The organism is Clostridium sp. SM-530-WT-3G (assembly GCF_012843905.1).
GTDB lineage: Bacteria > Bacillota > Clostridia > Clostridiales > Clostridiaceae > Clostridium.
The window spans coordinates 40,851-56,215 of sequence record NZ_JABAGC010000004.1; the positions used below are offsets into that span (position 1 = coordinate 40,851).

Here is a 15,365-nt window from a genome sequence, read left to right on the forward strand (position 1 = left end):
TATTGTTAAATGCTATATTTATAAATATTATATTTATCTTAATTATTACTTTTATTATTTAAAAATTTCACTTATACACTAGCTGCAATTCTTCTACCAAAGCTAATACACTTAGCCTTATCTTCTTCATCTGGTTCTTCATGGACTATTAATCCTTTAGCTACTAATACTGCACCTGCAGCTTCCATTCTTTCTTCCCAGTTTCTCATCCATTCGCCGTCTCCCCAGCCATATGAACCAAATAAAGCAACCTTTTTACCTTTTATCTTAGGTTCTAATTCTTCAACTAATGGTTCCATATTTGCTTGTTCAAGGCTTTCTGCTCCTTGTGCTGGACATCCTAATATTATTACATCTTCATTTTCTAAATCTTTAGCTGAAACTGATTCAACATCGTATAAATTAACATGTTCTCCTTCTACTTCGATTCCTTCTGCAATTAATTCAGCCATTCTCTTTGTATTTCCTGATTCACTATAATATACTATTTTCATAGGTAATTCCTCCTCAGCTTCACTCTTTATTTTTACTTTGTTAAGTTTCTTTCCTTAACTTCTGACTTCATTATAGTCCTGAAAAATGTAACTTAATGTGATTCGAATCACATTTATGATAATAATTATTATTTTTATTAACTATATTTATTTTTATATCTTAACTGGTGCAAAATCCATAATTTTACCATATATTAAAAACAAAAAATGAACAAGGCTCTTTATAATCTCTAAAGCCTTGTTCATCATTACAACCATAAAATTTAAATATATTCACTTTATTTACTACTACATATTAATTCTTATACTCCTTATGATTTATTCAGGCATTCTATAAAAAAGCTTACTTTTACCATGATTTAAATCACCATGAATTTTCATATAATCATTAATTTCTTCTATTTTAATATAATTTTCATCACTATACTTCAAATGAGAATTTCTAAACTCCCCCCTATTCTGTAATATGTCATTATATAAAATAGAAAAGCTTTTTGTAGGACAGATAGATCCATATCCCCATGATACGCTAGGATATACTATATTCGTTCTATTTCTATTTGCTCCTACAATAAGATAATATTTTAATCTCTGACCATATAGTAATGGATCATTTTGTTTTACTATTCCCCATTCTGAAAATAATAGACATACACCTGCAACCTGTGGAGCAGCCATAGATGTACCAGTTTTAGTATCATATCCACCTCCAACAAGGGGTCCATATATATTTTCTCCTGGTGCTAAAATATCTGGTTTTACATAATTTTGATTTAAACCTCCCCTTCCACTAAATGTTGATAACGTATTTGTAGTAGAATTATAAGCCCCAACTGATATAACATTTCTTACAGTTGCAGGTATTCCTAGGGTATTATTTTGACTAGGTGTTAAAAATCTTGTTTTAGGGTTGAGTCCTTCAGAAATAGGCAGCCATATATAATAGTTTCCAGTTTCCTTATCTACAGAATTAATTTCTATACTCCATGTACCTTCAATTATAAATTCAGACACTTTAGGTGTAAGAATAATTTGAATTTCACTTTCTAAATCAAAAGGCCTTGCACCTGATATATATATATCACACCTTGTTTGTCCAATAGTAAGTGTTTTATATCCCTCTTGAATTTCTATTTCACCACTATTTATACCTTTAGGCCCTATTATACTTATAGTTGCTTGAGGAAGTATTGACTTATATACGTTTATTGCAACCATACTTTCATCATTAGCTATATTAAATGCTTGCCTTTGTTTATTAATTCGACTAATAGTTCCCTCTACATGATGACCTGCATCCCCTTCATTTCCTGCCGCAACAACAATTGTAACCTTTTCTAGTTCAGCAACTGTACTTATATACTGCTCAAGAAGGCTGGCTTCATTATGAGATCCATAATTTGTGCTTAAGCTTATATTAACAACTAAAGGCATATTTTGTTCTTTGCTCTTATCTATTAAAAACTTTAAGCCCTTCATTATATTACTGCTTAAAACCCATCTTCCTCTTCCGCCTCTGACCATAATTATACTTGAATCTTCTGCTATACCTTTATATTCAGAAGGTACATTTCCACCTCCGCAAGCTTCCCCTGCAACATGAGTACCATGACCAGTAATATCTTCTACAGGTATCATTTCATATGGATTATTTGATTTTATTGCAGCATTAATTTGATTCTTATCATAAACCACATTGCTTACCAAGTCATATATATAAAGAATACGTGTATTTCCTTCTTTATCTTTAAAGGCTGGATGAGTAAAATCTATACCAGAATCAATAAATCCAGCTATTACACCTTTTCCAGTAATTTCATTTTTCACTGAAATCTTTTGTGTACCACAGGCTCCAACAGTTATACTCGTATCCGATTCAAAAAGTTCCTTTGGTAGCTCCATATAATTAATCTCTGGATAATTTGCTAAATCCCATATTTTACTTATAGGTATAGTAACTATTGCAAAATTAAATTGGAGATCATAAAAAGTCCCACCTAATTGTTCTATAAATCCCTTTATATTTTGAGCATTATATTTATATAAGATTATAACTTCTATATTTTCTTCGACGTTACCATCATTAGAGTTAGAATACATACGTCTAAGAATCTTATTTTTAATCTCCATTGGCACATTGGTCAAAAGTCCAATGGAAGCATTAACCTTGCTACTTCCAATATTCTGTCTATATATTTTAATCTCCTCCATATTAATTTGTTTTCTACACATTAACCAATATAATAATCTAAGTAAGGTTTTGGAACATATTCAATATATTAAGTATGCCATACCCCCACTGAGGATTAGGATAATAATCTCCTCCTCTTGCAATTACTCCTCTAGCTAAATATGTCTTAATAGTTTTAGAATACATATAAGGATCATTTTTTTGTATTACTCCCCACTCAAAAAGCATAGCACATGCTCCAGCCACTATAGCAGCAGATACTGATGTTCCATTTGCAATGGCAGTTTTATTACCTGGTGCAGTGGTTAAAACATCTACACCTCCAGCTGCAACATCAATAGCATTTATATAATTTTCACTAAAAGCCATTCCTGAATAACTTACAACATTATTGTTATTTTGATTATAAGCTGCAGCTGTAACTGAAAAATCATTGTTAGATGGATTTATTATAGTACCATAGGTATCTGCTGGACTTAATTTAGTGTTTTCAGATGTAATTCCAAGCTGGGGTATCCATATATTAAATTTGCCATCTAAAATAATATTTCCTGTAAGCCTTATTTTCCAAATGCCTGGCTGTAAATCATAAAAACGTATTTTTATAAGCTCGTCACCTGTTAATTGCTCTGGTATATAATAATTTAATTTTATTGTGGTTTTTTCAAATATAAATTGATACGTGCTTGTTTTTTGTGATGTAGATGTTGAAATTCCACTATCTTCTCCAGATGGAGATATAACTTCAACAGACATAATATTAGGAGCATCAACCCATATTTCAGCCCATAGATTTTTTTCTTCAGGAGGAACATCTATTTCTATAGTCTTTGAATTTTCATCACTACTTATAGATCCTGAAGCATGATTATTATTTGCTCTTTCATTACCTGCACAGGTAACCGCTATTATTCTTGAATTCATGGATATATAATCAATTAAAGAATCTAATACACCATTTCCCTTATGATTACCTAAATTAGTTCCAAGAGGCATATATATTACAAGTGGTCTATTGTATACTGAGGAATATCGATATAAAAATAAGAAAGCAGCCCATAGAGAAGTAAGATTATACACAGGTGCTGATGGTTTAAAAGAACTTTCAAATCCATAATCTTCAACTAATTTAACACACATTAAATTACATTCAGGTGCAACACCCTTAAGCTCAGGTCTTTTTCCTGTACCACCAATAAGCCCTGCCATCTGAGTACCATGACCTATTTCATCCTTTGAAGGTACAACTCTATAAGGATCATTTCCATTTCTATATTCATTAATAGCATTTTGTATCTCATCATGGCTATAAACTGTTCCAAACTGTGCATCTACTGGAAAATCAGTTTTTCTCTTTTCAGCAGTCTGGTCCCATATAAAACTTATTCTTGAATTTCCATATTTATCCATAAATTCTTCATTAAGATAATCAATACCCGTATCTATAATTGCCACATCCACACCTTGCCCTGTTAAATTTAAGGGAAGATCTAACTGTAGAAATTCTGCCTGTGCTGCTTCAGCTGGTGTTATAGATTGTAAAGTAAATATTTCAGCGGGCTTAACAAATACAATTGTTTTGAATTTCAGTCCCTGGTCAATATCATCTACATGTTCTTTAGGAAAGGATAATATGGCATAAATATCTGAAAGTATAGTAACTACAAAATATGGGTGAGGATTAATTTCAGCTTTAATATCTCCAATAAACTGTATAAGATAATGATAATAATTAGGATCATTAAATATATTATTATTTTTTACATCTCTTTCCATACAAACTCCTCAATACAATTTCTAGGTACTCTTATAAAGAGATTATCAACATAATACTCGTAATCACCAAATTCATTTACTTGCATTCCTATATTTCTAATACCTCTATGCTGACGATTTAACTGTGAACTCTTAAATAGTCTTCCTATAACATTAAATACTCCAAGAAGATTAAACTCTCCATAGCCTGTTTCCTTATTAGGGTATTTATATAATGGATTTCTTGCTGCACCATATTCCAAATAGCTTATTATTTTCTTTGAATACATAGTAGGATCATTTCCTTTTACTATTCCCCACTGTAAAAGAAGGGCACATCCTCCAGCTACTACTGCTGCAGCTGCAGAACTACCAGACATTGTTGTATTAGCACCATTTAGATCTGTAGTTATAATATTTTTTCCTATTGTTGCAATAATAGGTGTTACTGCCATACGAACTGAATTAACATTTGTAGTAAATCCTCTGCCTGATGAAGAAACTATTACATTATTTTCTCCAAGATATCCAACTGAGATTACATTTGTTGATGTAGATGGAAGGGTTATAGTATTATCTGATGTTGGTGTAAGAAATACGAGGCCCTCCGGAATAACAGAATGAGGTGGAAGCCATATATCGTAACGACCATTTATTACATACTCTCCTACAAGCATTATCTTCCATATACCAGGCTTAATATTCTTAAATACTATCTGAACTAAATCATGTCCAGTAAAGTGATCAGGTGTTCTAAAAAAAACACTATATTCTGTTTCAGTAAATACAAATTTACTAGTTTCACTTTTATTTAATTTTGAAACTATAATACTAGATGATTCGTCTGTTGGAGAAATAATATTTATAGAGGCTTTATTAGGTTTTTGAATCCATATATCCACAGTAAGCATTTTGACCTCTCTTGGAATCTTTAATTCTTGGATAGATTTATCACCTTTATACTTAAGAAAACCAACTGCATGCCCCTGCGCATCCCCTTCATTACCTACACCTGTAACTAGACACATACCTCTATTCATTCCCAATGAACTTACATATCTAGAAATAAGATTCCCTCCATCATGAGCTCCATTAGTACCTCCTACTCCCATATATATGACCATTGCCTTGTTGTTAAGCTTAAAAAACTGTTGTTTTAAGAACTCTAAACCTGCTACAACTTCTGAATTGTTATATACAGCTACGTCGCCTATTTGATCACCCTCAAGTTTCTCCTTAAAATTAGATGACTCAAAGAGCTTTACTATAATAAAGTCGCATCTATCTGCTACACCTTTAAATCCTATCCCATTACCCTTTGCCCCTATTATCCCTGCAACCTTTGTACCATGACCACGCTCATCTCTTGATGGTACTATATCATATGGATTATTGTTATTTATTTTAGCTTGTATAGCTGCATTAATCTGCTCATTAGTATAAACTGTGCCTATATATGGTTTATTAGGATCATCAGAATTGTTTTCTATAGTCTGATCCCATATTGTTAATATTCTTGATGTATCATCTTCATTTATAAATTCACTATTTAAATAATCGATTCCACTATCTACTATTCCAACTGTAACGCCACTTCCATTAAGATCTAAGTACGGATTAATCTTTACACTGTTTATATTATCAACATAATCTGGAGCAATATCTCCTAAAACGAACATAGTTCTAAAATCAATATAAATTATAGCTGGTACATCATTTAATAGTCTGTCTACATCCTCTGGATAAACTGCTATTATTCCTAAGGCTTCATTTAACACACTACCTACAGCATAGTCTATTTTACTCATCTGTTCTAAAAAATTCCCACGATACTCTATCAAACGATTTTCTGCCCTCGGATCATAAAACAAATTTCTGCTATCAGACATTTTTTATCCCTCATACTCTTTTTTATAATTATATTAATTTTTTATTGAGTAAATGATTGTATATTATTGTACTTTAACTAACTTATACTATAAATAAAATATCCTGTTGAAGTAATATAAATTATCTTACTTCAACAGGATATATAAATTAAACCTTTTAAGATTATATACAGTCATCTAAAGCTTCTTCATCAAGAACAAGTATCTTTTTAGTACCTACTAATTTTATAAAACCTTCATCTTCAAACTTTTTAAGTTTTCTGCTTATTGTTTCTCTTGTTACTCCAATATAGTTTGCCATATCTTCACGCGATAAAGGAAGCTTTATAAGTTTTTTTCCTTCTAATTCTTCGCTGTACTTATCCATAAGATTTAATAATAAATATGCAATTCTAGCATCCACATCATTAGTTGATAAATTCTGCGCCAGATTTTCAATAGCAGCTAATCTTTCTCCCACACTTTCAAGAAGCTTTAATGCAATTTCAGGATTCTTTAAAACTATATCTTTAACTTCATTCTTTTTTAAAGTACAGATTTTTGCATTATCCATAGCTTTCGCATTAAACTTATATTTCGAAGATTTTATAAGATCTAACTCTCCAAAAAAGTCACCATTGGTTAGTATATGGAATATCTGCTCTTTTCCATCTTTATTATACTTGTATAACTTTATTTTTCCTTCATTTATAAAATACAATGTATTGGCACTACTGCCTTCTGTAAATATAAGGCTTCCCTTTTCAAAAGATTTATGTTCAATTTCACTAACAATTTCATCTAATTCGTGAGACTCTAAATTTTCAAATATAGGTACTCTACTAGCACAAAATCTGCTACACTTCTCACAATTCATTTTATCCATAACTTTTCCTCCTAAGTTCCTCATTATATTTTATTAAAAATATATCATACAATTCAATTTTTGAATCAACATAATATAATATTGTTAATTCTAGGAGAAAAACATTCTATAATTAATATACAACCTTGTTTCTACCACTATTTTTAGCTTCATACAGCTTTTTATCAGCTATTTCAAGTAATGTATTAATATTTTCATCTTTTATACGGCAAGCTACTCCAAAACTTGCTTTTACCTTTATTTTATTTCCTTCGAAAAAGAATTCGTGTTCTTCTATTGTTTTTCTTATTCTATCTATTACATTTATTATATTTTCACTTTTATTATGATTAAATACAATAACGAATTCTTCTCCACCATATCTTGCAATCCACTCAGTTGATCTTATGTTAGACTTAATAAGTTTAACAATTTCCTTTAATACAAAATCTCCAGCAGAATGTCCATATGTATCATTTACAGTTTTAAAGAAATCTATATCCATTATTGTTATTGAAAGGCATTTATCCTTTAAATCATCATCATTTATTCCTACAGAAAGATATTCATTTATGAACCTTCTATTATATGCTCCAGTAAGTTCATCTGTCACAGAAAGTAGATTAATTCTATCGATTTCTTTTTGCATTTGAATAGTACTATTATTAATAACCGTTTCATCAGTAATATCTTTTATAAATTCAAAAATATATAACTTTTCTTCAATTTCAATAGGTGCAGATATAATCATATATAATTTATTTTCAACATATTCTATTTTCATAATTTTTTTTCTTTCATTATATGCTCTTACTGATGTACAATTTGTACATGCACCATCTTTTTTTAGTAATTCAAAGCAAAATTTATCACATTGTCCATTATCACTGCAACTATTCAAAATTACTTTCTTCTTAATAGGGTCAACAATCCTTACAGTATCAAAAACTAAAGAGTAATATTTAAATATTTGCGAAATCTCACTATTCAAGTATGTCCTCCTTTTCTTAAAAATGAGAATCAAAACAATATTATTTTTATGTATACAAGTATATTATAAACTCAAAATCATCATTCACAAACCATTTTTCGACATTTTTAAACATCATTTAATATTATACATTACTTTTTTCGATTTTGGTTTTAATCAAGTTATTTTTTTGCCAAATTAAAATACCAACAAATAAAAACCCCACAATCTTACAGTTGTGAGGTTAAATAATATTTTATCTTACTAAGTTAATTACAGTCACCTTAGGTCTTGACATTGCTTCAATGGAATATCTTATTCCCTGAGTTCCAATCCCAGAAGATTTTACTCCAAGGAATGGGAAATGATCTGGTCCTCTTTCAGTCTTATTATTCACTTGAACTGTACCAACTTCTAACTTATCAGCAATGTAAAATGCATCATCAATGTTTTCAGTAAATACTGAGCTTTGAAGACCATATTCAGATTCATTTGCTATTTTAATAGCTTCATCCTTATCCTTAACTCTTATTATAGGAAGCACTGGTCCAAATGGCTCTTCCCACGCTAAATCCATATCTAATGTTATCTTATCAAATAAAGTTGGATATATAAGTCTATTTTCACGTTGTCCTCCAACTAATAATTCTGCACCTTTATTCTTAGCATCTTCTATAAGTTCCATAACATGCTCTACAGCTTTATCATTTATTAGTGGAACTACATCTACTGCTTCACTTTCCATTGGATTTCCAACTTTAAGAGTTGACATCTTTTCTTTTATCTTTCTTACTAATTCATCTGCAACACTATCTACTACTAAGACTCTCTTTACAGCTGTACATCTTTGACCTGAATATGAGAAAGCACCTGCTACTATATTAGAAGCTGCACGATCTAAATCTGCATCTTCTAAAACTATAGCTGCATCTTTCCCTCCAAGCTCCATAAGAAGAGGTACCATTGCAGTCTTTTTAGCTATTCCTTGACCTACAGCTGTACTTCCTGTAAAGTTAATGAAGTTTATTCCCTTGTGTGTTGTAATATAATCTCCTATTTCACTTCCTTTACCTGTAACTGTATTTAACACGCCTTTAGGTAAACCAGCTTTTTCAAAGATTCTAGCTAAATGAAGTCCACTTAATGAACCTTGAGTTGCACTCTTTAAAATAACTGAATTTCCAATTACAACTGCTGGTGCAATTTTAGATGCTGCTAAGTTCACAGGATAGTTAAATGGAGAAATAGCTAAGACTACTCCTAAAGCTTCTCTTCTTACTATAGAAACCTTATTGTTTTTAAATCCTGGGAAATTATCACCTGGTAAGCTTTCACCAGACATATTCTTAGCACTATCTGCTGTAAATCTTATAAAATCTGCAGTTCTTATTATTTCAGATTTGCAACTCTTCTTGTCCTTAGCAATTTCCATCATCATTACATTTGCTAATTCTTCTACATTTTCTTCTAAAAGATCAGCTGCTTTATATAATATCTTTGCTCTTTTATTTGTAGGTACATTCTTCCATTCTTTTTGAGCAATGGTTGCAGCTTCAATAACTTCATCAACTTCTGCTTGAGTCATAGCTGGTACTTCACCTAAAAGAGAATCATCTATAGGTGATTTAATTTCTATAAATTTACCACCTTTACTCTCTTTCCACTCCCCATTAATTAAGTTTTTATATCTTTTGTTTACTCTTATATCACTAAACATATATATTTCCTCCCTAGTAACAATTCAATTAAAGGTATATACGTACAAACTTTAAATACTTTAAATACCTGCTATCTATATTAATAATAAAAATATTTTAAAATCTTACTTTGAAAAATTCATACCTGGTCCAAATGATTCATAATTAATTCTATCTTCATCTATTCCTAGGTCTATTAGATTATCATAAATAGATTTCATAAATGAAACTGGACCACAGAAATAAAATTCTGCATCTTTAGGAAGATGACTTTTCATCCATTCTTTATTGATTCGTCCCTTAAAATCAAAATCTCTTCCAATCTCATTAGAACTTAAAGGTCGTGTATAGACTATTGTCTTATTTAATCTATCATTTTCTTTTGCAATATTATTTATTTCATCAATAAAACAATGACAATTTGAATTTGGAATACTATATATAAAATATACATCTCTATCTGCATCCTTAGAATCATATGCCATTGTAATCATTGGTGTTATTCCAATTCCACCACCAATTAAAACAAGTGGATGCTTACCCTCTTTAAGTACAAAATTCCCCATTGGAGCAGTTATTTCAATAATATCATTTTCTTTTATTGTATCGCATAATATCTTGCTTAAATAACCCTCTTCTTCTCTTTTAATACTTATTCTATAATAATTACTATTATAATCTTTTGATAATGTATATTGTCTAACCTTAGTATAAGTGCCATCTTCGTTTTTTACTTTAACGGCAATAAACTGTCCTGGAACAAAGCTTGGAAGTGCTGTGCCATCTGCCATTCTTAAATAAAAGGATTTAACATTATTACTTTCTTCTATTATCTTAAATACTTGTGCTTCTTTGAATCCCTTCCATTTAGAATCAACTATATTTATATTTTTATCTGTCATAAAAACTTCACCCCTACTACCTACATTTATCTTGATAGTTTTTTATTTATGTTATAAGTCATTAAACGGACTTCTCATATCGTAATTTAATAGGATATTATCATATATTTTTAATATATTGACCCTTTACCTTACAACATCATTATATAAGTTTTTAAAATTAAAAAATGTGATTCTAATCAAATAAAAAAATATATTTATATTATTTATATTATTTATATTTCTTGATAAATCATAAAAAAAGCACCTGCTTATATAACAGATTACCTATATACCATCAAATAAAAATATCTGCTTCATAATGAAGCAGATATTTTATATATATTATTTAATTATCATGTTCCATTTCATGAAGTTCATCATGGTCAGTTTCTTTAAATTCCCATCCATCCATGCTTAATCCAGCTTTTTCTCTATAATCGTTGATAGCTTTATGTATAGCTTCTTCGGCTAACACTGAACAGTGCATTTTTACTGGTGGAAGTCCATCTAATGCTTCAGCAACTGCTTTGTTTGTTAAATTCCAAGCTTCTTCTAAAGTCTTTCCTTTAATCATTTCTGTTGCCATTGATGATGAAGCAACTGCAGATCCACATCCAAAAGTCATGAACTTAACATCTTTAATTATGTTATCTTCAACCTTTAAGTATACTCTCATTATATCTCCACATTTAGCGTTTCCTACTTCACCAATACCATTTGCATCTTTTAATTCCCCTACATTTCTTGGATTTTGGAAATGATCCATTACTTTTTCTGTATATATCATAATTATTTCTCCTTAAATCAACATCTAAATTTTGCTTTTAGAATTTTATTTTTTATTTGTTAAATAACTTATTTTATTAACATTATTTAAATTTCTGTATCAAACTATTTGAATCTTTTCTTTCAAAACTTGACTACAAATAAATTATATATATAATTCCACAAAAAAAATGTGATTTAAATCACATTTTTTCAATTCCTATCAAAATAATATGTTTTATCTTATAGAGCATTAAAAACTCCCACTACTTCCTCCATGTTCTTCTCCAGATGAACTTGTATGTGTACTGCTTCCACTATCATTATCCTTTGGCTTTTCTACTTTTATTATAGTATCATATAAAAACACATCATTTTCATAACTAAGCTCAAAGCTGTTAGGCACAATATAATTATCTGCACAATTCTGCATTTCAACTGTCTTTAATTGTTTTTTCCATGTGCTAAGAATTATAAATGCAATAACTGCTCCAATACATAAACTACCTAAAATCCATATTGAAGATACTGGTTCTTTAGGTAGATTACCTGAATCATATGGAGTTCCTGTATAAGCCTGAGTCAAGTAATCATCACAATAATCTAAAAATACTGAAAATGCTTCTTCATATTTACCACTACTTAAATTAGTAATAACATCTTTCATCATATATTTCTGTCCTGCATCTGTAAATGCGGTTATACCATAACCATGAGTAGAAATAGCCCATTCATGCTCATTCATAGCTATTAAAAATAATATTCCATCTTTGTTTTGCCCAATACCATATCCATTGTAATCAAAAAAATCATCTGTATATTCTGTTGGAGTTTTGCCTTCTATAGAATTTACTGTAACAATTGCTATATCACATTTCTGTCTTTCACTTATTTCATCAGCTTTACTTAACAATGATTTTTCTTCACTATCTGTTAAAATATCAGCATTATCAACAATTCTATCAAACAGCCTTTTATCTGGAATATTATTTACGTTTTTATTATCAGCATAAGAAGGCACGGGAAGAATACAAACTAATAATGCTAAAGTCATTATAATACTCATAAACCTACATATAATGTGTCTTTTCATAATCCAAGCCTCCTTACAATAATGAATATAGCCACATTGCTGCATATATAACTGCTCCAAAAACTAATGTATAGATAGTAAAGTATCTCCAATATATAGATTTATCCATAGGAAGATTCCCCACAAACTTTCCTGTCTGTCCATTCATAGCAAAAATATATTTTTCATTATTCCAAGTAGTATTCAAAATCCATACTGGATAAAGTACATATTTTACATTACCATTCTCAATTTGAATATTACTATTCTCAAGTTGTACTTTATCATATTTAGCTACAGTTTCCTTAAAAGCACTTTCTGTAGTATTTTTAATTCTTTCATTAGCTCTAGTTATACTTTCTTCTGAATTAATATCATACTTATCTGCTAAATACCCAGCAAGATATGCAGTTTGAAATTCAACAGCTTCACTAAAATCAAAGGGTTCAATAGATTCCATAAGGTCATTATCAATTTTTGATGCGCCATCTACTGGTATATATTCAAATTCCACACTACCACTACGTAATACCATATAATAACTTTTTCTTGTATAATTATAGTTTGAATCACTCCAGTATTCATAATTTTCACCCGTATATCTCATATCAGCAGAAGCAGAACCATTAAACAACCAGAAAGGAATATACATCCCCTTTATTTCATCAATATGATTTTGATTTTTAAATACTTTAGGAAGAAGCTTTTTTCCCATAAGATGTTTATTAAGTTCTTCCTTTGCTTTTTTCTTACTAAGCTTGAATGGAATAATATATTCTGGCCGAAGTTTTCCAGAAAATTGCCCCTTTATAACTACAGGACTTCCACAATAAGGACAAGAAGAAGCCCCTGTATTTTCATCTGAAACTATCTCTCCACCACATGATTCACACAAATATACCTTCATATTCTTCTGTTCTTCATCCTGCCACTCACTTCCCTCAGGCATATCCCATGATATATTAGAATTATTATCTTTTTTTAGCTCCTCATCAAATGATTTCAATGCCTCCATTTCAAATTCTGTATCACAATAAGGACACTTCATCTTTTGAATAGTACTATCAAATTCAATTGCTCCACCACAGCATGGACATTTATATTCTAATGTTTCGCTTATTGTACTCACCACTCTTCTATTAATATTTTTATAAATATCATTTATTTAATATCTTCATCATTAAAGGGATCTCCACATTCAGGGCAGAATTTTGGAGGGTGTGCAGGATCTTTTGGCTCCCATCCACATTTATCACATCTATAAAGTGATACACTCTGTGGTTTTTTAGCTCCACATTCACTACAGAATTTTCCCGAATTAAAAACACCACAGCTACATGTCCATCCATTATCATTTGAAATAGGCTTAGGTTTACCACAGTCAGCACAAAATTTTCCTTTATTTGTAGCACCACAACTACATGTCCACATGCCAACACTATTGTTGGTTGTATTTTGTATCTTATTAAAACTATTTTCATTTCCTTGGTTAACCATATTATTATTTTCAAATTGATTATTAAATTGGTTGTTAGAATTTTGTTGCTGTTGTTGTGCCATCTGGAAGAAATTTTGAGCATTCATATTACTGCCTGTTTGCTGAGCCATATTCATGCCCATAAAGCCCATAATTGCTCCATTCTCATTTTTAGCAGCATTTTTCATAGCCTCAACCTGTGCATCTACAAGACCAGCACCTGCCATACCTGCATTTTTATATACAGCTAACTTTTGAAGATCCTTAATCATCTTTTCGTCTTCAGGAGATATTGTAATAGAGTTAATTCCAAAAGATGCTATTTGTATTCCTCTTGTTTGAATCCACTTCTTTGACAGAACTTCATTAAGTGAATCTGCTATTTCTATAGTATGTCCAAGTAATGAACTATATCGTATTCCCATTTCAGCAATCTTAGCAAATGCTGGCTGAAGAGCAGTTAAAATTTCTGTCTTAAGCATGCTATCTATATTGTCTCTTTCATAAATGTTATCAATATTACCACATACATTAGTATAAAAAAGCATTGGATCTATAATTTTATATGAATATTCCCCATTACAACGAATAGAAATATCTGAATCAAAACCTATATTTTTATCTACAATTCTAAATGGAAAAGGATTTGCAGTACCATACTTATTACCCAAAATTTCCTTAGTATTAAAATAATAAATACGCTGATCCTTTCCTGTATCTCCTCCATAAGTAAAACGTTTACCAACTTGTAAAAATGTCTTTCTTATATTTCCTCCAAGACTCCCCTCAAAAATACTAGGTTCTGTTGATGCATTCCATACAAACTGCCCCGGCTCTGCACAAAACTCTACTATCTTTCCCTGTTCAACTATTATCATGCATTGCCCATCATTTACTGATATTGTTGATCCATTTGATATTATATTTTCTTCACCCTTTGCATTAGATGATCGTTTAGAAGTCTTTTTTTGTCCCTTTGCAACTAAAACATCTGCTTCTAAGGCATCACAATAAAAAAATTCCTTCCACTGATCTGCCATAATTCCTCCTGCAGCACCAAGACCAGCTTTAATTAATCCCAAAATTATTCCTCCTAATATATAATAATTACTTAATTTATATTAATCTTTCTAATACTATATAACTTAATACTAAAATTTTTAATTATGAAAAAATAAACTTTTTATACTTCTTGCACATGATTAACTTCAATAATATACTTATTATTAGTAACATATTTTTTTCAAGTTAAGCTTCCTAAAAAAGTTTTGTGATTAGAATTATCCTCTATAAATATACAAGGCTTTTTTATAATTTAAGCTTATAA

12 protein-coding genes are annotated in these 15,365 nt (G+C 30.1%); all 12 read right to left on the reverse strand.

Translation table 11 applies throughout. From position 1 onward, the window contains the following. Positions 1–71: 71 nt before the first annotated feature. The 12 genes from HF850_RS02875 to HF850_RS02930 all read right to left on the reverse strand — a co-directional run bounded on the left by HF850_RS02875 (position 72) and on the right by HF850_RS02930 (position 15,120). Positions 72–494: a flavodoxin gene (locus tag HF850_RS02875; RefSeq protein WP_169103981.1), complete on the reverse strand. Its 423-nt coding sequence runs from the start codon at positions 492–494 to the stop codon at positions 72–74. Positions 495–812: 318 nt separating this feature from the next. Then, the gene (locus HF850_RS02880) at positions 813–2,705 is read right to left on the reverse strand and encodes a S8 family peptidase (RefSeq protein ID WP_169103982.1); all 1,893 of its coding nucleotides are present in this window, start codon (positions 2,703–2,705) and stop codon (positions 813–815) included. A gap of 37 nt (positions 2,706–2,742) precedes the next feature. Next, on the reverse strand, positions 2,743–4,461 hold the full coding sequence (locus tag HF850_RS02885; protein ID WP_169103983.1) for a S8 family peptidase: 1,719 nt from the start codon (positions 4,459–4,461) through the stop codon (positions 2,743–2,745). Beyond that, entirely contained in the window at positions 4,446–6,329 is a 1,884-nt protein-coding gene (locus tag HF850_RS02890; protein ID WP_169103984.1) for a S8 family peptidase, read from the reverse strand. The genes HF850_RS02885 and HF850_RS02890 overlap by 16 nt, the downstream gene beginning before the upstream one ends. A gap of 163 nt (positions 6,330–6,492) precedes the next feature. Next, positions 6,493–7,194, reverse strand: coding sequence for a Crp/Fnr family transcriptional regulator (locus tag HF850_RS02895; RefSeq protein WP_169103985.1), 702 nt, complete (start codon positions 7,192–7,194; stop codon positions 6,493–6,495). A gap of 112 nt (positions 7,195–7,306) precedes the next feature. Next, complete coding sequence (locus tag HF850_RS02900) at positions 7,307–8,164, reverse strand: GGDEF domain-containing protein (protein ID WP_169103986.1); 858 nt, start codon at positions 8,162–8,164, stop codon at positions 7,307–7,309. Positions 8,165–8,399: 235 nt separating this feature from the next. After that, complete coding sequence (locus tag HF850_RS02905; RefSeq protein ID WP_169103987.1) at positions 8,400–9,860, reverse strand: NADP-dependent glyceraldehyde-3-phosphate dehydrogenase; 1,461 nt, start codon at positions 9,858–9,860, stop codon at positions 8,400–8,402. A gap of 105 nt (positions 9,861–9,965) precedes the next feature. Next, positions 9,966–10,742: an FAD-binding oxidoreductase gene (locus tag HF850_RS02910; protein WP_169103988.1), complete on the reverse strand. Its 777-nt coding sequence runs from the start codon at positions 10,740–10,742 to the stop codon at positions 9,966–9,968. Positions 10,743–11,070: 328 nt separating this feature from the next. Then, the gene (gene nifU, locus HF850_RS02915) at positions 11,071–11,511 is read right to left on the reverse strand and encodes a Fe-S cluster assembly scaffold protein NifU (RefSeq protein ID WP_169103989.1); all 441 of its coding nucleotides are present in this window, start codon (positions 11,509–11,511) and stop codon (positions 11,071–11,073) included. 231 nt (positions 11,512–11,742) lie between these two features. Beyond that, complete coding sequence (locus HF850_RS02920; RefSeq protein WP_243159374.1) at positions 11,743–12,582, reverse strand: TPM domain-containing protein; 840 nt, start codon at positions 12,580–12,582, stop codon at positions 11,743–11,745. A gap of 13 nt (positions 12,583–12,595) precedes the next feature. After that, positions 12,596–13,690, reverse strand: a complete 1,095-nt coding sequence (locus tag HF850_RS02925; protein ID WP_206151574.1) for a hypothetical protein — start codon at positions 13,688–13,690, stop codon at positions 12,596–12,598. 32 nt (positions 13,691–13,722) lie between these two features. After that, positions 13,723–15,120, reverse strand: coding sequence for an SPFH domain-containing protein (locus tag HF850_RS02930; RefSeq protein ID WP_169103990.1), 1,398 nt, complete (start codon positions 15,118–15,120; stop codon positions 13,723–13,725). Between the last annotated feature and the right edge of the window lie 245 nt (positions 15,121–15,365).